The organism is Allocoleopsis franciscana PCC 7113 (genome assembly GCF_000317515.1).
GTDB classification, from domain to species: Bacteria; Cyanobacteriota; Cyanobacteriia; order Cyanobacteriales; family Coleofasciculaceae; genus Allocoleopsis; species Allocoleopsis franciscana.
Map to the genome: position 1 here is coordinate 7311437 of NC_019738.1, position 23043 is coordinate 7334479.

Sequence of the window (23043 nt, forward strand, 5' to 3'; positions counted from 1 at the left end):
AAGTCCGCCGCAAGAAAGGTTCATTGACCCTCCCCTGCGTCGAACACAGGGGAGCCTAAAAGGATGTTTTGCCATGCTCTGTTACTACATTGCTCCACATTTCTCTCTAGTGAAATCGGATGACTTGTTCATGGTGACTAAGGTGAGACGTATCACCGTTGAGTTCCATGACCCATTCTTGTTCTTGGCGCACAAGTTTAACCAAGCAGCACAAAGAGGCTTTCACTTCAGGGGTTCCACCCACGAGTCCCTGCGTACAGCCCACCACTGAAGCGCCGTGACCAACCAGTAGGATGTCTTCTGAGAATTCAGCCGTTAAACACTGTACGGTTTGAGCCGTTCGTTGCAGCACCATCTCATTGGTTTCTGGATAGTGAGCCATCACGCGAGAAGTATAACTGGGATTGATGCGGGGAAAGTGTTCTTGCAGTTCTGCAATAGGCATTCGTTCGGGCACCGTTGACATCCAATCTGGATTGAGCCATTCACTCAAACCGGATTCTAGCTGAATGGGTAAATCCAAGATATTCGCGACTTCATTCGCTGTTTGCACGGTTCGCAAAAAGGGTGAGGCGAAAATATGCACGATGCCTTCCCCAACAAGGCGTTGACCGAGTTGCTTCGCTTGTTCAATGCCGTCCTCAGAAAGAGGGGGATCGTAACGTCGCTTGGCGGTGTTAAACCATTCGGGGTTCACAAAGTCCAGGCGGTTTCCGTGTCTGGCGATCCAGATAGTTTGGGTCATGCACTTAGGCTCTATACTGCGGAGACGGAGATATTAAGATTAGGGTCACGCTTGTCAGCTTTCTCTCATTTTGTTTTCCAGGATGCAATCTTTTGCAGCCTGCCTGGGTACGCTTATACAAACCCTGGTCTTCCTAAAACAGTACTATTGGGCTGATTTAATATAGATCTTCTCTTTTTGTTAATAAATGTTACAATAATTAAGGTTGTACGGCTCAATCAAAAACTTTTATGACAAAGCTCATGCAGGGAAAGGCGGAAACTGATGTGCTCGCCTTACCAGCAGATTGGTTGTACCGAAAGCAGGCTGGCTATAATGCTTGTCATGTTCTCCTCGGCAAGCCGTAACCAATCATGAAACATAAATTAATTTTTTCTCATAGAGATAAAGTTCACCAGTGCCTTTGGTGAACCGAGCCTCAAAATCAACCTGTTTACATTACATCCATTTATACTAGATCGAGCTCTATGAAAACTGCTCAAACCTCTACAGACCTAGTTCGTACTTACCTGCGAGAAATTGGGCGCGTACCGTTACTGACCCATGAGCAGGAAATTCTTTATGGAAAGCAGGTGCAGCGGTTAACAGCCTTGCAAGACATGAAAGAATCTCTATGGCAAGAGCTTGGTCATGAGCCAACCCTTGAAGAATGGGCAACAGCCGCTGAACTTTCGCCTAGCGAGTTAAACTCTCACATTAATGCTGGTGAAATAGCCAAGCGCAAGATGGTAGAAGCCAATTTGCGCCTAGTGGTTTCAGTGGCTAAAAAGTACATTAAGCGCAATGTAGACCTACTGGACTTGATTCAGGAAGGAACGATTGGGATGCAGCGAGGTGTGGAAAAATTTGACCCTACCAAGGGTTATCGGTTTTCCACCTATGCTTATTGGTGGATTCGGCAGGCAATCACCAGAGCGATCGCGGAAAAAGGTCGCACAATCCGACTACCAATCCATATTACTGAGAAACTCAACAAAATCAAAAAGGCTCAGCGCTATCTAGCACAAAATCTGGGACGAGCCGCGACTGTCGGTGAGTTAGCCCAAGAATTGGATTTGACCCCCAAACAAGTGCGAGAGTATTTGGAACGGGCACGTCAACCCCTCTCCTTGGATCTGCGCGTCGGTGATAATCAAGATACAGAATTGGTCGAGTTGCTGGAAGACACGGGTCCCTCGCCAGAAGATTTTGTGACTCATTCCGCGATGCAAGTGGACTTAGAGAAGCTGATGGCGGATTTAACGGCTCAGCAACGGGAAGTACTGGCACTCCGGTTTGGTTTAGAAGATGGGCAACCCATGACTTTAGCCAAAATTGGCGATCGCCTGAATATCAGCCGGGAGCGAGTCCGACAAATCGAACGGGAAGCACTCTCAAAACTTCGCAAGCGCAAAGGGGATATACGAGAGTATATCGCGGCTAGCTAGCAGGTTGAAGGTTGAAGGTTGGAACCCTAAAAACTTAACCTTACAACTTTACCTGTAACCTGTAACCCCAACAGGTAAAAGAATCCGATGTATCTGGTTCGGTTCCACCCACTGTGTTATTGGTTCGCTCTTGTTACATTAATTGACACAGACATACAAAGTAGAGATAAAAGTAACAACTCGTTTCTCCCGGAGTGGAAACAGGAGAGCGAACAATTTCTAGGAGGTACAACGTGAAAAATACATCTAACCAGGGTTCAGAGTTTTTTGAAAGTGAGGCTAACGCCAACTTACTCTGGGAATATGTGCAGTCAATGAGTCCAGAAACGATTGCTCATCTTTCTAAGCCCATGTCTCCAGAAGTCTTTCAGGTAATGGAGCGAAATATTGTAGGAATGATGGGAAACCTACCCTCAGAACACTTTAGTGTAACGATCAATACCAGCCGTGAAAATTTAGGGCGTCTCCTCGCTTCAGCCATGATGAGTGGATATTTCCTGCGTAACGCTGAACAGCGCATGGTTTTTGAAAAGTCTTTGCACATGCTGGAAGCTCATCCTTCAGATTCTGCTCAATAAGTGGGTGGGTGAGTTAGTATTTAATACTTCCATAAGTTTCAAGGAATCACGGTAAGTGCAACAACAGCGAACACCGACAGGGTCAAGTTCTGATCTGTCGGTTTCGATTATGGAGGAGAAAGAACAATTAAAACTCCCAAATCCAGGTTCTTGCGGAGTGCATTTAAAGAGGCAATTGCTCCTGAGTTGGTATGCACAATCGGGTAGAGACTTACCTTGGCGGCGCTGTCGCGATCCTTATCAGATTTGGGTGTCTGAGATTATGCTTCAGCAAACCCAAGTTAAAACCGTTATCCCGTATTATCACCGTTGGTTGGAGCAATTTCCCAGCCTTGAATCACTGACAGTGGCTAACTTACAACAAGTACTGAAAGCTTGGGAAGGATTAGGATATTACAGCCGTGCGCGTAATTTACATCGGGCGGCACAAAAAATTGTGCAAGAATACGGTGGTGTCTTTCCCAGACAGCTACAAGAGGTCTTGGCTTTACCTGGAATTGGCCCAACAACAGCCGGTGGAATTCTCAGCGCGGCATTTAATCAGCCCGTAGCGATTCTGGATGGTAATGTTAAACGAGTTCTGACGCGCTTAGTGGCTTTATCTGTACCACCGGCTAAAGCGATGAAACAGCTATGGCAAATTTCTGAAGCCTTGCTGGATAAAGAACATCCCAGAGACTTCAATCAAGCGCTGATGGATTTGGGGGCAACCGTCTGCACACCGAAAAACCCTAATTGCACAAGTTGCCCTTGGAAAGACTCATGTCAGGCATACAATTTAGGTATTCAATCCCAGTTACCCATGCGTGAACTTTCTTCTCCTTTGCCCCACAAAACGATTGGTGTTGCCGTAATTTGGAACGAACAAGGGCATATTTTAATTGACCGCCGACGCCCTGAGGGACTGTTGGGAGGTTTGTGGGAGTTTCCCGGTGGCAAGATTGAGCCAGGTGAAACAATTGAAGAATGTATTAAACGGGAAATTCAGGAAGAACTGAACATTGAGATTGAGGTGGGCGATCGCTTAATTACGATCAATCACGCCTACAGCCACTTTAGCATTACCCTCAACGTGCATCATTGCCGTCACCTTTCCGGGATTCCCCAACCCGTTGAATGTGATGAAATTCGCTGGGTGACGTTAGAGGAAATTGATCAATTTCCTTTTCCAAAAGCCAACATTCAGATTATCGCTGCTCTACGGCAAAATGCTGAATGAATCACTAAAACTGATCGCCTCTAGAGGTGGTTGACTTTATTGAAAAAAGGCACAAGGTTTTAGGTTTTCAGAGTGTGCTTTATAAATAAATCGGTAAGGTGAAGTGAAAGCAGCCTCCACCTTTGGGAGCGCATTCTACCCAAATCCGACCGTAATGGGCACGAATCACTTTTTGACAGAGGGATAAACCCAAACCATATCCTTCTTTGGCTTCGTCTCGTTTGAGACGAAAGTGGCCTTCAAAAATGCGATCGCGATTTTCTTCTGGAATACCAGGGCCATTATCGCAAACACTCACTTGAATTTTTTGAGTGGTTCGGTGCAGGATGGAAACTTGTATTTTGCCGTCAACAGGTGTGTACTTGTTGGCATTATCCAGCAAATTCACCAGTACCTGTCGTACCAACTCTTCATCTGCATAGACACAGGGCAAATCTTGTGGGATGTCGGTTTCCACCTGTTGAGACTTAAGCTGAAACTGCTCTTTCATCTGAGCCAAAACATCCTCACACAGTGTTCCCATTTGCAGCTTTTTAGGCCGGGGATTGAATTCAGAGCTGTTTCCCCTTGCCGATTCAAGCAGATCCGTAATCATCCGCTCCATGCTGCGAAATTGACTACGAGCTTGCTTAAGCAGACGCGCTTTTAGGGCAGGTGTCAACTCAGTGGTACAACCTTCTTTGGGTTTATGCTCTAATTCCAGGGTTTCCATAGCAATGGAGGCTGCCGTTAAAGGACTCCGCAGGTCATGTGCCAACATGGATATCACATGCTCTTTAAAACGTAGCTGTTCCAGGAGTTCTTCTTTTTCTTGTTTTAGGCGAAAGATTTCGTCAGAAAGTCTAATTAGCTCGATCGAAGAGGTAATGGAACTGGGTGCTGCTGGCACTCTCTGTAAGGCGTTCGATGAGCTATGAGATGACGGTAGAGCAACAGCTTGGGCCATCGTCGATTGATGTTCCTCGACAGAACGCTGCCATCGAGGCCACCAGTTTTTGAGTTGAGCAACTAAATTACTGCCCGCAAGGGTTTGCCTGGGTTTGGGATGAACCTTAATCAGCGCTGGGGTTGCCACAAGCTTATAGTGTTCAGCCAAGTAAGGCTGTTCTCCAACATCCACCACCTTGAGTTCAAAAGGATAGTCTTCCCTCAAGGTTTTGAGATAACTCTGGATTCGCTGGATATGTTTTCGAGAACTGATCTGGTGATCCACAAACAGCAGTAACTGTAGTGGTTCTTCCGAATCGACATACTTTTCAAGAGCTGCCTGCATGCAATTGGGTGTTAGCACGTGGGACAAACAGGTAATACTTTGACAAAAGGCTAAGAGCGACTATACGTGGTCTGGAGGTTTGATCTTCCTTACAATTTAATATCTATTTTAGATTTTCGGCACTACTTACACTAACTAAGGTTAAATTTGATACCGAGTGGAAACTTCCTATACATAACCCGCTCCTCTGTTGGGTTCTCTCCATCCCTTTCGTCCTAAAATCTTAACAGACTGTAAAATCTTCCTCCGATTAGGTCAGTTTTCGTTATTCATTGATACACGTCTCCTAATTCACTATGGTTACAGGTTACGTCGCTCTGGTCCTTCACGCCCATCTGCCCTTTGTCCGCCATCCGGAAAGTGATTATGTTCTCGAAGAAGAATGGTTATTTGAAGCTATTACTGAAACCTACATTCCTCTCCTACATGTTTTTGAAGGCTTAAAGCGAGATGGCGTTGATTTCAAAATGACTATGAGCATGACACCCCCTTTGGTGTCAATGCTACGTGACCCTTTGTTACAGGAGCGATATGACGAACACTTATCCCTACTGGAAGAACTCGCAGAAAAGGAGATTGAACACAACGCGAGTAACGGTCATATTCGCTATCTAGCTGAACATTACGCTACAGAATTTAATCAAATTCGCCAAACCTGGGAGAACTATAAGGGCGACTTGGTAACGGCGTTCAAGCAGTTCTTAGATACTAATAACCTGGAAATCATCACCTGCGGTGCCACCCATGGCTATTTTCCGCTGATGAAGATGTATCCCCAAGCCGTTTGGGCGCAAATTCAGGTGGCTTGTGAACATTACGAGCAAAACTTTGGGCGTCCCCCCAAAGGGATTTGGTTACCGGAATGCGCTTACTATGAAGGCGTCGAGCGAATGCTGGCAGATGCTGGATTACGCTACTTCCTCACCGATGGACATGGGCTGTTGTATGCTCGTCCCCGCCCGCGTTTTGGTACCTATGCCCCCATCTTTACAGAAACAGGGGTGGCGGCATTTGGTCGAGATCATGAGTCATCTCAGCAAGTTTGGTCATCGGAAGTTGGGTATCCTGGAGCGGCGGAATATCGGGAGTTTTACAAAGATTTAGGCTGGGAAGCGGAATACGAATACATTAAGCCCTACATCATGCCCAATGGGCAGCGGAAGAATACAGGTATTAAGTATCACAAGATTACAGGTCGGGGTTTGGGCTTAGGGGATAAGCAGCTATATGACCCCTATTGGGCGCGGGAAAAGGCGGCAGAACATGCGGCTAACTTTATGTTCAACCGGGAACAGCAGACCAGGCATCTGGCGGGTATTATGCACCGACCCCCGATTATTGTTTCTCCCTATGATGCAGAACTATTTGGTCACTGGTGGTACGAAGGTCCTTGGTTCATCGATTACTTGTTCCGCAAGTCTTGGTATGACCAAGGCACCTATGGTATGACGCATCTAGCAGATTATTTACGGGCACATCCGACTCAACAAGTTTGCAAGCCTTCTCAGTCGAGTTGGGGCTACAAGGGGTTCCACGAGTACTGGTTAAATGAGACAAACGCCTGGATTTATCCTCACTTGCATAAAGCAGCGGAACGGATGATTGAACTTGCTTATCGCGAACCCGAAGATGAGTTGGTGTGGAAGGCTCTTAACCAAGCCGCACGAGAGCTCCTACTCGCGCAATCTTCCGACTGGGCGTTTATTATGCGTACTGGGACGATGGTACCTTATGCGGTACGGCGGACGCGATCGCACCTTATGCGCTTCAATAAGCTCTACGACGACATCAAGATCGGCAAAATTGACAGTGGTTGGCTGGAAAAAGTTGAGGAAATCGACAATATCTTCCCTGAGATTAATTATCGAGTCTATCGCCCGTTGTAAAGTTTAGCTTTTAAATTGGAGATGGCTTAGGTTTCCTGTTCTCAGGGACATAGAAAGTTAAAGGTAGGGGCGAGGCAGGTCTTGCTCCTACGAAGCTGGTTTAATTAAGGCAGAAGATGCCTAAGTCTGGATGCTGGTGCGCCAAATGGGATGAGCAAGCCGTTCTCGCTTCCCAAAGCACACAATCATCTTTCTCCCTACTGAAAGCTGATGCTGCAATTGTTCATCAAAGTAAATACTTGAGTGCCAACTTGAACCCAGGTACAACATCTTCACCACTCAATATAGCTGTGGCTGGATACTGCGTAATGTGACCATCCGCACGATAAACCAAGGCTTGCTCATTTTGATGGTCAATCAACCATCCCAACTGTACGCCATAAGAAACAGACTCTTGCATCTTGGCTTTGCTCGCTTCCAAATCGTCGGTCTTGGAACAAATCTCAATCACAAAATCCGGTGCCAGGTTGAGAAATGTATCTTCTCCCTGATCCCATCCCTCTGGTAAGCGTCCTTTAGCCACGAAAGCCGCATCAGGCATGAGCAAAGTGACTAGCTTGGAGCTTTGCACCGTATCACAGCCCAAAATAAAGCCAGTGCCAGACCCAAAAACTTCACCCAAATCGTGAGTTTCCACCCAGTTGAGCAGATAAGCGACGGCTTTGGCTTCTCGATTGCCAGAAATTCCTCCAGTTGACGATATACTTACCAGTGTTCCGTCCGGCTTGCGCTCAAATCGCAGCTCTGGATTCTCTAAACTCATTCGCATCAGTTCTTCCTCCGTTAAAGCTGCCCGCGAATCCGCCATTGTACATAGCCTCAGAGAGAATGGCTCCTTTGAGTGAACTATAGCAATTTATTGAATCAGTCAGGCCGTGCCTGAACCCAAAGGGCTAGTATACATCACTCATCCTTAGACTTGATGAAACACAGGGTGTTCCATCGACTGGAGATACTCAGCGCAAGAGGTAAAATACAGGCATTCCCAAAAACTTAACAATAGCTATATGTCTGCATCCCAACCGCAAGCTCCTACTTGGGTATGTGTGCAAACCCTGACACACCATAGAAGTTGGGTTCGGTCAGTGGCTTTTAGTCCTAATGGGCAATTTCTGGCGAGTGGCAGTGGGGATAAAACGGTTAAGGTTTGGGATTTAAAAAAAGGGATACTTCTCCACACTCTTACAGGTCATACAAGCTGGGTGCGATCGCTTGCCATCAGGCCTAAGGGACAGATTGTTGCCAGTACCAGTAACGATCAAACCATCAAACTCTGGCATCTTCAAACAGGGAAACTCTTAAAGAATCTGACAGGTCACTCTGACTGGGTTCGAGCCGTTGCCTTTAGTAGCAATGGACACATCATTGCCAGTGGTTCTCATGACAAAACCATTAAGTTATGGCATCCTAACGCAGACCAATCGCTTCACACCTTAACAGGACACTCACACTGGGTGCTTGCTGTAGCATTTAGTCCGAATGGACAGCTCCTTGCCAGCGGCAGTAAAGATCAAGATATCAGGCTGTGGCCTTTGTATCGTCAAGAGCCTAGTCGCATTTTGAGCGGACATACGGATGACGTTTTGTCCGTTGCGATTCACCCGATGGGTCAACTCCTAGCTAGTGGTAGTGCTGACGGCACCATCAAAATCTGGGAGATGGACAGTGGAAAATTATTACACACCTTGACAGAACACTCCGGTGCTGTGAATTGTGTGGTTTTCAGCCCCAATGGAAAAGCTCTGGCGAGTGGGAGTCAGGACAAAACGATCAAACTGTGGCATTCAGCAACCGGAAAGCTACTTTCCTCCCTGACGGGTCACCTAGGGGGTGTCTGGTCTGTGGCTTTTAGTCCCAATGGACAAGCTTTTGCAAGTGGGAGTTGGGACGAAACGATCAAAATTTGGCAGCTGCGCTGTTCTTGAGTTTGACACTCTTGTGCCTAAAGGCGAGAGGATTCTTCGTTTGAGCAATCGACACAACGCTATACCTCCAAAACTTCTGAGTTAAAGAAAGCTCAATTGAGCGACAGCCAATGATTAGAAGTTAAATGGGTTATGGCGATGAAAGCACTCGCCTCACTGTCTTGGTTTGGCATGAAGGGTTACACCCCACTTAGGGCAGCAGGTGCATGAGTGGAGAGGGGACTAAGATAGATATAGTGATCGCTTGTGACTAAAGAACACTCGCGGAGCGCATCCCCCAGGAGTAACAACGGATGATTACAGGTGAGATGAAGTCCAAGGTCGATCACCTTTGGACAACCTTTTGGAATAATGGCATTAGTAACCCCCTTTCGGTAATCGAGCAGATTTCTTACCTACTATTCATCAAGCGCTTGGATGATCAGAAATTGGGGAAGGAGAAGAAGGCACAACGGTTGGGCAGACCTGTGAAAGACCGAATCTTCTCTGAGGATAAGCCGCGCTGTCGCTGGTCGTTTTTCAAGAACCTCACCGATTCCGAGGAAATGCTGCGGATTTGGATGCGTTAGAGGGCTTACTAAAATAATAGGCATTAGCTCAACACGAGCAGATAATGACGGAAGCAGGAGGCAGGGCCATCATGACTATTGCATCCCAGAAAATGACGCTTGAGGAGTATCTTAACTATGACGACGGGACAGATACTCGCTATGAGTTGGTGAATGGGGAGTTGGTCGTTATGCCGCCAGAAAGCGATTTGAATCAGCGTATTGCCATGTTCTTACTGGTCTACTTTTCGCAACAAGGGATTCCCTCCTATCGTTTGAGAATTGGGGCGGAAATTGTGGTGATGGGTTCACGGGTGACGACGCGCTTACCAGATTTGATGGTGCTTTCTGAGGAACTGGCAACGGCGTTAGAAGGGGCGAGTCGGTCTACTGTGATGATGGATATGCCGCCGCCTGAGTTGGTGGTTGAGGTGGTGTCTCCGGGGAAGAAAGGCATTGACCGAGATTATCGTTATAAGCGGTCTGAATATGCGGCGCGGGGGATTGGGGAGTATTGGATTGTTGACCCAATGGAACGGCAGGTTACGGTGTTGGAGTGGGTGGAAGGGTTGTATGAGGAGCGGGTTTTTCAGGGGAATGAGCGGATTATCTCGCCGATGTTGCCGGATTTGGATTTGACGAGTGAGAGGGTGATGAATGCTAGATGAGATTCAGGCGGACTCTGGCTTTGCGATAATGAATCAGCTGTTCTCTTGTTATGGGAGATTTAGGAGGGGTTCCAGGTTTGAAAACACGCCCTAGTGTCACGATTGAAGAAATCCCTTGGAGTGGGAGGACGCTGTGATGACCGTAAAAACCGCCAAATGGACGCTCAACGACTATCACCGCATGATTGACGTGGGTATTCTAGAAAGTCGTCACGTCGAACTTTTAAACGGAGAAATTATCGAAATGCCCCCAGAGGGTCCAGAACACGCTCAACAGAGTACCGATACCGCCGACTACTTAAAACAACTGTTGGGAAACCGTGCCGTCGTGCGTGATGCCAAACCGATTACCCTACCCGATAGCGCCAGTGAACCCGAACCCGACTTAGCCATTGTCGAACCCCTGCGTCCCCTGTATCGTACTCGTCATCCCTATCCCGAAAACATATTTTGGCTCATCGAATATGCCAACACCACCCTCGCTAAAGACCTCAATATCAAGCGCAAAACCTACGCCGCCGCATCGATTGGAGAGTATTGGGTTGTAGACTTAAAGCATCGACAACTTTATGTATTCCGTGACCCTGTTAATGGGGACTACGCTAGTGAAGAAACACTAACAACAGGAGAGATTCGTCCCCTAGCATTTCAAGACATTGTAGTTTCGGTGCAGCGGTTATTTTAGGGATGAGTGATTCAAGAATTCTCTAAGTATGAACGCTTCACCTTATGAATCCAACCTTGGCTGAGACTCAACACCTGCGAATAAGATAAGTCCGTATCTAACACCATCGGAAGGCTTAGATAGTGTGTTCAGAGACGACGATGCTGACCAAATTATCTCACTTGTACGCGCCTTTAACAAAACCGTAGAGGCAGAGTTTGGGGCAGCTTAAATTGATCAGGTCGTTTTGATTGCGGAACTTTCAACCCCTGCATAGTCGTCCCCAATATCTGTAATCCCTCTATGTATTCGCGTAGTGTATTCTCATAACGCGAACAATTAGGTCGTAGCTACTATTATGAAACTGTTTCCTCCCAAAAGTCGCCAAACCCAGCAGATTTTCACTGCTTTAATTTTAACGAGTATTTTGTCCTTGGGTGTTGGTACAACCGTTGTGAATCCCGCCGCCGCTAACTCTATCGGAAGCCCCCAAGGTGTTACTGGCTTAAAGCAACGGCAACGCAATCGTGAAATACCGCGTTCAGTCGTCAATGCCGTTCGCCGCGAAATCGCTCGTACCCACAGAATTCCCCCCGGTCAACTCAAAGTTGTGAGTGCCACTCAACAAAGCTGGTCGGATAGCTGCTTAGGTCTGAGACAACCGGATGAAGTCTGTGGTCAACTTTTTATCGAGAATGGTTGGCGTGTTGTCATATCTAACGGTGCCCAAACATGGACGGCTCGTACTGATGGTACTGGACGCATTGTACGCCTAGAAAATCAAAATCAGCCCAGAAATAATAATAGTAACAATAGTCAGTTACCCAATTCAGTCACTAATGCGGTTTTACGAACAGCCGCTGGGCAATTAGGAACGCCACGTTCCCAACTCCAGATTATAGAGGCCGAGCAACAGACTTGGCGCGATCGCTGTCTTGGTCTGGGTAGCCCTGTAGAACTGTGTGAAAGTGTTCTCACACCGGGTTGGCGAGTGGTTGTTGAAGGTCAGCAACAACGCCTGGTCTATCATACTAACGACACGGGTTCCATACTCAGACTCAATCAATCAGCCAACGGTGTTGGTGACGTGAATTTGCCTCAATCCGTTGTTAATGCTGTTTTACAAACTGCGTCCCAAGACACTGGGTTACGCCCTTCTGCTCTACGAATTGTTCAGTCCCAACAGATTCAGGGAAGCAGTAGTTGTCTAGGTATACTTTCCCGTTCTGGTGAAGCTTGTACAAGAGATCTAGCAACGTTATGGCAAGTCACTGTAGAAGCTGGGCAACAACGCTTGGTTTATCACACCACGATGAACGGTTCCCGGATTCGGCTGAATGAACAAGCCAGCAATATGGGAAATGCCAATGTGCCACGCTCCGTTGCGGATGCTGTTTTACAGTTTGCCGCCCAGGATTGGGGTGCGTCCAGTTCCCAGCTAAGAATCACACAAGCCCAACCGCAAACATGGCCCGATGCCTGTTTGGGTCTTCCTCGCCCTACAGAACGATGTATGGGCACTCCTACACCGGGTTGGCAGGTGACGGTAGAAGATAGACAAAGAACCCAAGTTTATCGTACCGATGATTCCGGTTCCCGCATCCGCTCAGAAGCCATGGTTGGACAACTGCCCATCGAGGGTAATTTGCCCAATGCTGTTGCCCAGGCGGTTTTAAGGGACGCCTCTCGTCAGCCAAATGTTTACCGGGGTTTGCGGATTGTCCAGGGTGAGCGGCAAAATTGGCCGGATGGCTGTTTGGGCTTGGCTGAACGGGGGGTATTCTGCACACAAGCCATTGTTCCCGGTTGGCGAGTGCTGGTAGAAGATGAAGGGCAAACTTTTGTCTATCGCACCAATGAATCAGGTTCTGTCGTCAAGTTGGAGAATGGAGCCGTTCCAGGGAATACTGGGGCTGTTCCCATGCCGGACAGTGAGTACCCTGCGCCACTGGGGCGGGGCGTTGTGTTTCGTGCGATCGAACAGGGCGGTATCACCGGTCGCACAACTGAAACGCTCCTGATGAATGATGGACGAGTGATTCGCCGCTTGATGGATTCGAGAATGAATGCTCCGGCACAAATGTATCAAATTTCTCGCCCAGAACTGCGGCGGTTTCAGGAATTGCTAGAGCAACACAATTTTGAGCAGTTCAACCGACTGGTTTACCCCGCGCCCAGAGGGGCCGCCGACTTCATCACAGTTACCCTCACGAGCCAAGCGGGTACCACTAGCTACGCGGATATGGGTCAAGATCGTTTGCCTGAACCTTTGCAGGCTGTGATTCAAGCTTGGAGCCAAATCACTAACCGCAGATAGTACACAACAGGTGAGGGCACGACCCGATCGTGCCCCTGCTGGGTTGCACTTAATATTTCTAAACTACGGTAAACTTATCGGAATATGTTGCTTTCAATAAGCGGGTTTGATATCCTGCTTATTGAGAATATACATCGGTTTGTTGAACCATGAGTACTCCGTCTAGCGATCGTCAAGATTCACCGACACAGTTGATACAGCATTCTCAGGCGGCTATTTCTATCCACCAGCCACTACACAAGGAGGCAACGTTTTATTATTTCGCTTATGGCTCTTGCATGTGTCCAGTGGATTTAAAGCGATCGCTTGGCGAGAAAACTCACAAATATGTCATTGGCCCGGCTACACTCAAGGGTTATCGGCTGGGTTTTAACCGCAAATCAGTGCTTCGTAACTGTGGTGTACTGGATGTGGTACCCGATGCAACGTCATCCATTGAAGGTGTCTTGTATCGCTTACCCTTGCGGTTAAGTGATGCCCTTGATCAGCGAGAAGAAGTCCCTCACGGTGGCTATCGACGAGAAATGATTGAAGTCCGCGCTCATGGACGTTTGTATCAGAATGTTCGTACCTATGTTGTGGTAGAAAAATTAGCCGAAGAATTAGCTCCCAATGATTGGTATTTCAATGTTGTACTTCGGGGTGCAGTAACTTGTGGGCTAAGCGAACCTTATGTATGGAAGTTATTTAATCACATGCACCAATTACAACAGCGTCACTGGCAAACCCAGTCCTTGCGCTCCGCGTAATTCCAGTTAAGGAAGAATTGGGATACCAGCGCCAAAATACGTTATCCTGACGATGATTGCGCCTCTGATAGTTAGGTCTAACTGCCATTGCACCAGTCGGTAAGCTTACATCTTGCACCTATCGCAATAACCCGCCAAGGGTTTAAACCCCTGTCTGATAAATAAAGTCGTCTAAAGACAACTGAGTAAGAATTTCAGTCCATTTCAATGGACTTTCGCTATGAGCCGTGGAATTAATTCTACGGCGGACTTTCGGGTTTACTGAGAATGGTGCAAGATCTCAGTAAGGAGAGATTGCTTGCGATCGCAGCAAAACTCTTTCTGCTTGGGAGCAAGACCTGACCTAGAACATTGGGTGTTTAAATTTCTTTATGCAGGTACAAGAAAGAATATTCTTATTAACCATCGTTTTAGCTATCTTAGTTAAACTATATTCGGGTTTGGGAGAGAGTTCAAAATCAAGCCTAAGAAACTTACTATCACTCAATAGATCCAAAATTCAGGAGTGTCCAGTTATTAAGAGTATTGAGTTGACCGCAACTGATAATAAGGGTAATGGTGATGAGCAGGGGGTCAATTACGTGATTATTTTTGACCCCAAATCTAAAGACCTGGATTTTAAAGTTAATGTGGGTCTATCCCATAAACTTTATCTGAAAAATGATGACGGGAAAATCCGTCAAAAATATATTTCTAAACGGTTTTCCGAACTCATCAGTGATGAGAATTCGACCCTGAATGGTAAACCCCCAATCGCTGCCATCAATGCTGATTACATCGGAGTTGATAACCAGCCCCAAGGACTGAATATTTCTAAAGGAGTAGAATATTCAGGCAAATTTAAAGATAAGCGGTCTTCTTTTGGGATTTCAGGCGGTAAACCTCAAGAGCGAACGGCTACAATTCAGATTGGCAGAAGAAACGAGGAACTCCTAAATTACAACGTAGTTGGTGGAAATGGAAGATTTTATGAGAATGGGAAATTTAAGAATATTTGTCCAGACTTAGGTGACTATGTCTGTGCTGGTGAAACAAGTCGCTCTCTAGTAGCCACGACTTCTAAAGGATATGTAATTCTTTTAGTCAACAACGCCAATTTGAAGCAAGCTCTGTATCCATCGATGTTTGATGATGTTCTTGAAGGAATTGCTAAAAATTACTGTTTAGGTAAGATTCAAGAAGGAATGTTATTTGATGGCGGGTTTTCTACAGGTCTGTTTTTTGATAATAAAATCTATGTCGAAAATACTCATCCTGTGGGGTCAGTGTTCTTGATTTACAAAAAGTAAATCGATAATCTGTTGGGTGCGTTAACGCCGTGTAACGCACCGCCTGGAATTCACTCTGGGTTTTCGAGAATGGGTTCGCCTTCAAAGGGTATCTGCAAATCCAGAAAATCTTCAATGTCTTCTAAGTCTTCAGGATCAACAATTGCCAAAAGTCCACTGCCAACCTGTTCAAAAAGCTCAGACACTGACAGATTAAACTTTCTGGCAATGATTTCAACTCCATCCCAGGCATCTGGACTGAGAGAAACTTCGTAGCGTGTCTTGGTTAAATTCATTGAACTCACTCTTTTGGTCTCCGTAGTCAATAGGGCATCACGGTGATAGCACCCTCAAGAGTATCGTCTCGTATTTTAGCTCTGTCCCAGCGATAGCGCTTTGTTGCTGCTTATGCACCTCTCACTAAAGCTTCAGCACAAACGCACTCTGGCAAAAGCAATTGTTCTTTATTGTAGTTAACTTAGAAGAGCAGCGCCTCTAATTAGACGTTACTCAGCTACGCAATTGTTCCTTAAGTAAATAATTTAGTCATCATCGCCTGTCCTTGGGCGATAACGAACGGCTAGTTGAGTGCCACCATCAGGGAGTTTTCTGGATCAGTTCAATGTCACTTGCCCTGGGACACGATCCTATCTTGCCCCTACCCAAACATGGATTAAACTCCAATCAAAGCCCATGGATTATCTATACCCATTCAGCTAGCCATTTTATTCATGTCGCAAAATGCCTAAGCCAGCCACTCGTTCAATATAATCCGCTAAATCAATAAAATCTTCCCGTGGCTTACACTTCCCTCCAATCAGTTTAAAGGCTAACTCACTTCTCGGTACTTCTGGGTTTTCCAGACAATGAATGCCCCAATAATAAAGCTGATCGCTCGAACGAATACAGACTTGTTCAGGTTCAATACAGTGAAATTTTTCATCCTTTGCTTTTATTTCTTCATAAGCGTCGAAGAAAACACCCTTAAGAATCTGCATTTGCCGCTTAGTGGTCGGTCTAAAGTTATTAACTAATACAAAAAGATGAGCAGTCGTGTTCACTTTTCGGATATCTGTAACCGTATCTTTAATCACCTGACCATGCTTATTAATTCCCAACGGATTAAACGTTGTGGGAATAATACAATAGTCGAACTTCTTGACTAACTCTTCAGGATTACGCTCGAAGGCGGGTGAGCAATCACAAATCACTATTTTGCTGTCACGGGCGGCATCTTCGTCCCAGGCTTCCCTATCATAAACTTCTATACTCTCACCCACACTTTGCGGCTTGGGAAGATAAACGCCATCTCCAATCAACTTCTGAAGATTTTTTTCCGGGTCTAAATCTACCAGCGCCACATTGAATCCCTGAAGTGCAAATGCTCCAGCTAAATGGGCGGCAACGGTTGTTTTTCCGACTCCACCTTTGCAGGTAAAAACACCAAAATAAATCTTATCAAGCTTGGGCGGTTCAGGTGCAGACCGATCTGGATTATCGTTAATCCAAATAATTTCATTAGGAGCACCAATCCCACAAAGAAGTTTAGGATTCTGTCCCCAAGTTCTGATTAAAGCGCGTGCTGACCCACCATAACCCTGTGTGGTGATAAAAAAACCTTGATTGAATTTTCGACCCGCGTTAGTGTCTAAAAAATCAACAAATTTTGAAAGCTGCGGCTTTTGAACCGGACTTTTTAACCATTTAACCTGGACAGCGCCCAGTTGATTATCCTTCTTGACAATCAAATCGTAACTAGCCTGGTTGACTATTTCAACCGTCCACCCTTCTGTTTGGAAAAGTTTGACCACATGCTGCTCGAAGTGGACGAAATCTTTAGTAAAGGATGCCTCGGAAGATGGTGGCATAAAAGCAATATTTTGGGTTTAGGTTGAAACTAAAGATGTATTTCATAGTAACTATAGCAACTTAGATCAGCGTTTTATGCTCTCTTGTCACTATGTGATCACAGATTTATTATCTTACCGCTCGTCTTACCGCAGCACTGATCAGGTCAACTGCAAAGGTGAGTCCGAGAAAAACAATTAAAGTGGTGAGAAGACCTTTGTAATCAAAACTACTCAGTTGCTCTGTAAGCAGACGACCTAATCCCCCAGCGCCTACCAAGCCGACAATTACAGTAGCGCGGATACACACTTCCCAACGGTAGAGGATGTAAGCGATAAACCGGGGCAGAGTCAGAGGTAAGACAGCATAGAGAAAAACTTGTGCAGGAGTAGCACCCAAAGCTTTGAGCGATCGCAACGGACGTTCATCCAGATTTTCCGTCACTTCTGCCATGAGACGCCCTAGGATACCGAAGTTATGTAAGCCAAGGGCGATCGCTCCGGGCAAAATCCCTGGAAACAGGACAAACAGAAACAATAACGCCCAAATCGGTTCGGGCACAGCACGCGCCACCAGTAGCAGGAAGCGGGTAAAAATCAGTACAACGGTTCCCCACCCGTGATTTTGACCCCCCAAACCCCGCGAAGAGCTGTTGCCAGGAGCAAAAATCCCTCCAGGTAACAAGAAGTTATGAGCAGCCAGAAAAGAACAGACAATTCCCCCGAACCCAGCCCCAGCCATCGCCAAAATAGACATCGCCAGGGTTTGCAGCGAAAGCGCGAATAGCTGACTCAACTGACTACCATCCGGTGGGAAAACATCCCGAACCACTCCGGCTAACAGTTCGGCAGTTCTGGGTGCCCACAGTTTGGAGAAGTCGGCTTGCACGTACCAGAAGGAGAAAATGATTAAAACAACCATAGCCAGAAACGACCCTCTGACAATTAAATCTCTCTGGTAATCAGGCTTCTTACCTCTCTTGAACTTTAGAACGTTCAAATCTAAGCGACTGGGTGCCCCCAAGCGGTGACGCAGCAGTGCACTCCAGAAATCCGTCAGTCCGTTTAAGGCAATCAGGGCAATCAGAAAAGTCCACACTTGCTCGTAGCGTAAGGACTGGAGACTGAGGAGAATTTGATAGCCTAGTCCACCCGCCCCAATAATCCCCAGCACGGCGGCAGAACGAATGGAACACTCAAACCGATAGAAACTGTAAGAAAGCAGATTGAGAAAGGCTTGGGGAATCAGCGTATAAGTGAAAGCGTTGAGGGGGGAGACACCACTATTGAGGAGTGCCATTAAGGGCTGGCGGGGTGTTTCGTCTAAAATCTCTGAGAAAACTTTAGCGGTGATCGCACCAAAGGGAATGGCGATCGCTAAAACGGCAACCAATGGGTCGAGACCCAAAATATTAATCAAGAACAATCCCCAAATTAATTCGTGAATCGCTCTCGGAAGGGCTAGAACCGCTCTAATTCCTAGCCAGGAAGCTTGACTCATAACACCCGAACCCTGGTTTCTGAACCGAGCTACAGACTGCCACCACACCTGAGAAGACAGAACGCCACCCACCAAACCGATCAGCAAGCTAAAAAAGGTGCCACACACGGCAAAGGCTAAGGTTTTGAGGGTCGAATCGAATGTGAGCTGAAGTATTTCCCGGCTAAGATCGGGATGAATCGCAGCAACGAGAAAGCGCCCGACGAGAGTCCAGCCCCCAACGTTGAGCAACTCGCGATCGAATAGACCTGCTGCATGTAACGACCAGACCAGAGACGCTACCAACAACAAAGCCCACAAGCTTCTGGTGTTGAGCGGTGAAGGGCGCTGTGGCAGGGCAGGAAATTGGCGATGTGGAGTATTTCTCATATCAAACCCAAGGACGCTCTCTTGCTGCCAGGGATGTAGCGTAGATCAGGCTTTTTTAGGCAGGCAATAGCATCTAGATGCTTCGAGTACAGGCTGGCAGAAATTATTTACCAGCTTACAAGCGGTTAAACCCCTTAGGCTCCAAGAATTTTGACTGAACCTTTCGTGGCTCTCACACTAATGATTTTGACCGGACGCGACGTGGCACTAGGCAGAAAAAAAAAGCCCCAGGTAATGGAGGAGGTAAAGCCCATGATTACCCGAGGAAGACTCAAACCTATTGGACACAGTCCGCAGTGTTTACACTGTAATACGGATCTGTCTTACAGGTCAATAGGTGTGTTACATATTTATGGAAAAAAGTTATAGGGGCTGATACCCCTTTCTTTTTCAACGAAGGAATGAGGGTTAGAAGCATTTTTGTAAAGAAAAGTTTCGGTTCCTCTCATAAAGCACTATAGCGGTTTTTGGTAACCTGTACCACAAGCGACGGCACGATAGTATGGCAGAAAGCAGAAGAGAGAAGTAAGCTGCTGTCAAGAATTCACAGTGATGGGGAATTCAGGCTATATAAGTCCTCAATCATCGTTGGGGAGAGGGATTCAGCCGATGTATCAAATAAAATACGTCCTTGCCGCAAACCAATGATGCGTTGATAATGGCTACGGGCAAACTCGATCGCATGGAGACTTGTAACCAACGTTTTGCCCGTTTCGTGGCTCAGATGGCGCAACAAGTCCATAATCTCACGCGATCGCTCTGGGTCAAGGCTCGAAATCGGTTCATCCGCTAAAATAGCCATCGGGTTTTGCACGAGGACACGGGCGATCGCCACTCGTTGCTGTTGACCGCCAGAAAGTTGATCGGTGCGAGAATAAAGTTTTTCTAGAATCCCTACTTGTGATAAAGCTTGTGCCGCCGTTTCCACTTCCTGAGGCCAGATCAGAGACAGGGCGGCTTTGAAAAACGACCAACGCCCCAGATGCCCAGCATTGACATTGTGAATTACCCGCAAATTATCCACTAAATGAAATTGCTGATAAACGGTACCGATCTGACGCTGAACTTGACGCTGCAACTTGGGACGAAGCTGAGCGAGATTGCGATCGAGTACCCACACTTCTCCGGAAGTTGGTAATAGAGTGCCATTAAGTAAGCTAATTAGGGTACTTTTCCCTGCACCACTCGAACCCACGAGGGCAACCCGTTCTCCGGGTTGAATTTTTAAATTAATATCCGTGAGCGATTGAAAATGACCAAATCGCTGGGTAACGTTTTTCAGTTCAAAAATCGGTGTAGCTGAGTTGATGGTGCGGCTCAGGTTGCCATCCATTGAGTCATCAAGTAGCGATCGTGGTCTTCAAAGCCCACCTTACGATATAAGCGTTTTGCGGCTGTATTTTTGCGAGCAACTTCTAAATGAAGGGCTTGAATTCCCAGTGAGGGGCACACCTGTTGTACAAACTGTAAAGCTCTCGTTCCTACTCCTTGTCCCCGATGACTTTCCCGAATATAAAGTTCATCAATAAATGCATCGCGCCCTAAAAATTCTAAACTATACCCAAACGTTAGGACAATGTAACCGAGCACCGTTGGTGGTGTACTCTGTGCGATCGCTTCCCCACTATCTTGAATCAACCACACCTGTCCTAGAGAATTTTCTCTCATAATTTTTGCCAATAAAGGGCGAATCTTACTCTCATCAAAGGGAAGATGCTCAATTTCATGAAACTCTCGGATCAGCTGGACTAGGATTTCAATATCTGAATAATCGGCAATTTTGAATGCGATGTCCATGGTTGATGTCACTGCCTGAGCTATCACTTTATTTTGCCAATTTCCCGACCGACGGCCTCAATTTGACCATAATTAGAGTTTTGGGTGGGAATAAATTTTTTAGCTTCTAAGAGGTCAAGAATTTCTTTTTGTTCTGGCACTTTGGGGTCTAGCTTGAAGAAAGCATCCTGAACTTTTTTGACAAAATCCTCACCATATTTCTTTTTCACACTTGGATGAATCACCCAGTGATAATCATAGTAAGCTGGAGTTCGCCAGAGGACTTCTACTTTATTCAGGTCTACTTCTTTGGCTTTCGCTCGTTTTTCCCAGACTTTTTCATTCACTGCGCCAACATCATAGGTGCCGGCTTCAACCAGTTTAATGGTCTTATCATGGTCTCCGGAAAAGCCAGCTTGACCCTTAAAATCTTCCAACTTAAGTCCAGCTTGTTGGATAAAATATTGAGGCATCAAACGCCCAGAGGTAGAGGAATCACTACCAAATGTGAAGGTATGACCTTTGAGTTGTTTTAGACCCGATATATCTTTAAACGGTTTTATCCCACTCTTTTTGTTAGCAATGAAAAGACTGTGGAACTGCTCGTCTGCATCGCGTTGTGCGATCGCTTCTGCACCGGGTACCTGCAAGCGTGCCTGAACCCCCGTCAATCCCCCGAACCAAACTAACTCCAAATCCCCCACCTTAAACGCAGTCACAGCCGCGCTGTAATCGGTCACAGGCTTATATTTCACGGGTACACCTAGTTCTTTCTCCAGGTAGGCAGCTAACTTATTGTATTGACGCTGCAACTTCTGCGGGTCTTGGTCAGGAATGGCACCCATGGAGAGAGTTTTTGCCTCACGGGTGCCTGTTGTCCCTGAAGTTCCGTTTGTTTGCGGTGAGCAAGCGGCTAATGGCAGCAACAACAGTAATAAACCCGACCACAAAACATTTTTCATTCGAGTATTTGCACTCCTGTTTTCTCGCTGTTTAAGACTTTATTAGTGAGTCGTGACTAGAGATTCAATGAAATTGATATAGCAGTTCTCAACTAAGTGGAGTACACTCAACTTCTGCCCTTTGCCCTTTGCCTTCTGCCTTAAAGCCAACTACTTTGTACCTCACAAAATAGAGAAACGCTATATTATCCCATCGACATCGATACTACAACCGATGAACGACTAGGCGAGAGGTTTAGGAACCATACCCAGTCGTTCTAACATTTCTTCATCGTGAGAGCGAGTTGGGTTCGGTGCAGTTAGCAGGACAGGGCCGGTAAAGATCGAGTTAGCACCGGCAAGCATACACAAAGCCTGTAATTCGTCACTCATCTGCACCCGACCGGCGGAAAGGCGCACCATGGCTTTAGGAAATAAGATGCGGGTGGTTGCGATCGTTCGCACTAGCTCAATCGAATCAATCGGTGAAGCATCTTCTAAGGGAGTGCCTTTGACCGGAATTAAGCAGTTAATTGGAATGGATTCTGGAGCTGGATCAAGTCTACCAAGGGCTTCGAGTAATTCAAGACGGTCTTGCAGGGATTCTCCCATACCGAGAATGCCACCGCAGCAGACGGAAATTCCAGCCGAACTGACGGCTTGGATCGTTTCTAAGCGGTCTTTGTAGGTGCGCGTCGTGATGATTTGATCGTAATAGGAGGGCGAGGTATCCAGATTGTGATTGTAAGCTTTTAGTCCAGCCGCTTTGAGACGTTCAGCTTGGTGAGGCTTGAGCATACCTAAAGTACAACAGACTTCCATGTCGAGAGCGGCTACCTGGCGCACCATTTCCAGAACGCGCTCAAACTGGGGGCCATCTTTGACTTCTCGCCAAGCGGCACCCATGCAAAACCGTGTGGAACCATTGGCTTTCGCCGCTTGTGCCTCGGCTAGCACCGCTTCAACACTCATTAATTCTTGCGGGACGAGTCCTGTTTTGTTGCGAACACTTTGGGAGCAGTAGGCACAGTCTTCAGGACAGGCACCTGTTTTGATGTTGCAGAGGGTGCAAAGCTGAACGGCGTTGGGGTCGTGGTGTTCCCGGTGGGTGCGTTGAGCCTCGAAGAGAAGATCGGGTAGGGGCTGGTGGTAGATTTGCGTGATGCGATCGCGCGTTGCGGACATGGTAGACATTTAAGCTGGGGGTCAAGTGGAAGCGACTTTTATGCTCCTAGTCAAGATTACCAGCCCGATCGCCCTGAGTTCTAAAAGTTATGTTCAACGGGTTATGTTGTAAATACTTTTCTAGTTTCTCTCTTGCCTAAGGTGATAGCTATTCCCA

Annotated in this window: 20 protein-coding genes and 1 pseudogene; 11 read left to right on the top strand and 10 right to left on the bottom strand. The window is 46.7% G+C overall.

Annotated elements, in window-relative coordinates; genetic code table 11:
- Positions 1 to 106: 106 nt before the first annotated feature.
- On the bottom strand, positions 107 to 745 hold the full coding sequence (locus MIC7113_RS30090) for a histidine phosphatase family protein (protein WP_015185969.1): 639 nt from the start codon (positions 743 to 745) through the stop codon (positions 107 to 109).
- A gap of 467 nt (positions 746 to 1212) precedes the next feature.
- Between MIC7113_RS30090 and MIC7113_RS30095 the strand changes: the two genes are divergently transcribed.
- From MIC7113_RS30095 to mutY, 3 genes are all read left to right on the top strand, one after another.
- Positions 1213 to 2172, top strand: a complete 960-nt coding sequence (locus MIC7113_RS30095; protein WP_015185971.1) for an RNA polymerase sigma factor, RpoD/SigA family — start codon at positions 1213 to 1215, stop codon at positions 2170 to 2172.
- Positions 2173 to 2405: 233 nt separating this feature from the next.
- Positions 2406 to 2750 (top strand): DUF760 domain-containing protein, encoded by a 345-nt coding sequence (locus tag MIC7113_RS30100; RefSeq protein WP_015185972.1) that lies wholly within the window; start codon positions 2406 to 2408, stop codon positions 2748 to 2750.
- Between the two features lie 109 nt (positions 2751 to 2859).
- Positions 2860 to 3969 carry an A/G-specific adenine glycosylase gene (mutY, locus tag MIC7113_RS30105; RefSeq protein ID WP_051055837.1) on the top strand — a complete coding sequence of 370 codons (1110 nt, stop codon included), beginning with the start codon at positions 2860 to 2862 and terminating at the stop codon, positions 3967 to 3969.
- A 79-nt stretch (positions 3970 to 4048) separates the two neighbouring features.
- On the opposite strand, the gene MIC7113_RS30110 is transcribed toward mutY, so the two are convergent.
- Positions 4049 to 5242 (bottom strand): histidine kinase, encoded by a 1194-nt coding sequence (locus MIC7113_RS30110; RefSeq protein ID WP_015185974.1) that lies wholly within the window; start codon positions 5240 to 5242, stop codon positions 4049 to 4051.
- Between the two features lie 296 nt (positions 5243 to 5538).
- Here MIC7113_RS30110 and MIC7113_RS30115 point away from each other — a divergent pair, with 296 nt between their 5' ends.
- The gene (locus MIC7113_RS30115; RefSeq protein WP_015185975.1) at positions 5539 to 7128 is read left to right on the top strand and encodes a glycoside hydrolase family 57 protein; all 1590 of its coding nucleotides are present in this window, start codon (positions 5539 to 5541) and stop codon (positions 7126 to 7128) included.
- 226 nt (positions 7129 to 7354) lie between these two features.
- Here MIC7113_RS30115 and MIC7113_RS30120 read toward each other — a convergent pair whose 3' ends face one another.
- The gene (locus MIC7113_RS30120) at positions 7355 to 7936 is read right to left on the bottom strand and encodes a Uma2 family endonuclease (protein WP_015185976.1); all 582 of its coding nucleotides are present in this window, start codon (positions 7934 to 7936) and stop codon (positions 7355 to 7357) included.
- 199 nt (positions 7937 to 8135) lie between these two features.
- Here MIC7113_RS30120 and MIC7113_RS30125 point away from each other — a divergent pair, with 199 nt between their 5' ends.
- From MIC7113_RS30125 to MIC7113_RS30155, 7 genes and pseudogenes are all read left to right on the top strand, one after another.
- Positions 8136 to 9053 carry a WD40 repeat domain-containing protein gene (locus tag MIC7113_RS30125; protein WP_015185977.1) on the top strand — a complete coding sequence of 306 codons (918 nt, stop codon included), beginning with the start codon at positions 8136 to 8138 and terminating at the stop codon, positions 9051 to 9053.
- 293 nt (positions 9054 to 9346) lie between these two features.
- A pseudogene (locus MIC7113_RS30130) lies at positions 9347 to 9610 on the top strand (type I restriction-modification system subunit M N-terminal domain-containing protein); the annotation flags it as partial.
- Positions 9611 to 9693: 83 nt separating this feature from the next.
- Entirely contained in the window at positions 9694 to 10269 is a 576-nt protein-coding gene (locus tag MIC7113_RS30135) for a Uma2 family endonuclease (protein ID WP_015185979.1), read from the top strand.
- A gap of 136 nt (positions 10270 to 10405) precedes the next feature.
- Positions 10406 to 10954 carry a Uma2 family endonuclease gene (locus MIC7113_RS30140; protein ID WP_015185980.1) on the top strand — a complete coding sequence of 183 codons (549 nt, stop codon included), beginning with the start codon at positions 10406 to 10408 and terminating at the stop codon, positions 10952 to 10954.
- A gap of 337 nt (positions 10955 to 11291) precedes the next feature.
- Entirely contained in the window at positions 11292 to 13250 is a 1959-nt protein-coding gene (locus MIC7113_RS30145) for a hypothetical protein (RefSeq protein WP_015185981.1), read from the top strand.
- 149 nt (positions 13251 to 13399) lie between these two features.
- Positions 13400 to 13999: a gamma-glutamylcyclotransferase family protein gene (locus MIC7113_RS30150; RefSeq protein ID WP_015185982.1), complete on the top strand. Its 600-nt coding sequence runs from the start codon at positions 13400 to 13402 to the stop codon at positions 13997 to 13999.
- A 371-nt stretch (positions 14000 to 14370) separates the two neighbouring features.
- Complete coding sequence (locus MIC7113_RS30155) at positions 14371 to 15288, top strand: phosphodiester glycosidase family protein (RefSeq protein ID WP_015185983.1); 918 nt, start codon at positions 14371 to 14373, stop codon at positions 15286 to 15288.
- A 50-nt stretch (positions 15289 to 15338) separates the two neighbouring features.
- Here the strand turns inward: MIC7113_RS30155 and MIC7113_RS30160 are convergent, their stop codons facing one another.
- From MIC7113_RS30160 to bioB, 7 genes are all read right to left on the bottom strand, one after another.
- Complete coding sequence (locus MIC7113_RS30160; protein WP_015185984.1) at positions 15339 to 15563, bottom strand: hypothetical protein; 225 nt, start codon at positions 15561 to 15563, stop codon at positions 15339 to 15341.
- 429 nt (positions 15564 to 15992) lie between these two features.
- Positions 15993 to 17135, bottom strand: coding sequence for a nucleotide-binding protein (locus MIC7113_RS30165; protein WP_015185985.1), 1143 nt, complete (start codon positions 17133 to 17135; stop codon positions 15993 to 15995).
- Positions 17136 to 17244: 109 nt separating this feature from the next.
- Complete coding sequence (locus MIC7113_RS30170; RefSeq protein ID WP_081594696.1) at positions 17245 to 18984, bottom strand: PhnE/PtxC family ABC transporter permease; 1740 nt, start codon at positions 18982 to 18984, stop codon at positions 17245 to 17247.
- Between the two features lie 544 nt (positions 18985 to 19528).
- The gene (locus MIC7113_RS30175) at positions 19529 to 20317 is read right to left on the bottom strand and encodes a phosphonate ABC transporter ATP-binding protein (protein WP_015185987.1); all 789 of its coding nucleotides are present in this window, start codon (positions 20315 to 20317) and stop codon (positions 19529 to 19531) included.
- Positions 20302 to 20781 carry a GNAT family N-acetyltransferase gene (locus MIC7113_RS30180; protein WP_015185988.1) on the bottom strand — a complete coding sequence of 160 codons (480 nt, stop codon included), beginning with the start codon at positions 20779 to 20781 and terminating at the stop codon, positions 20302 to 20304. The genes MIC7113_RS30175 and MIC7113_RS30180 overlap by 16 nt, the downstream gene beginning before the upstream one ends.
- A 23-nt stretch (positions 20782 to 20804) precedes the next feature.
- Positions 20805 to 21722, bottom strand: coding sequence for a putative selenate ABC transporter substrate-binding protein (locus MIC7113_RS30185; RefSeq protein WP_015185989.1), 918 nt, complete (start codon positions 21720 to 21722; stop codon positions 20805 to 20807).
- 222 nt (positions 21723 to 21944) lie between these two features.
- Positions 21945 to 22895, bottom strand: a complete 951-nt coding sequence (bioB, locus tag MIC7113_RS30190; RefSeq protein ID WP_015185990.1) for a biotin synthase BioB — start codon at positions 22893 to 22895, stop codon at positions 21945 to 21947.
- Between the last annotated feature and the right edge of the window lie 148 nt (positions 22896 to 23043).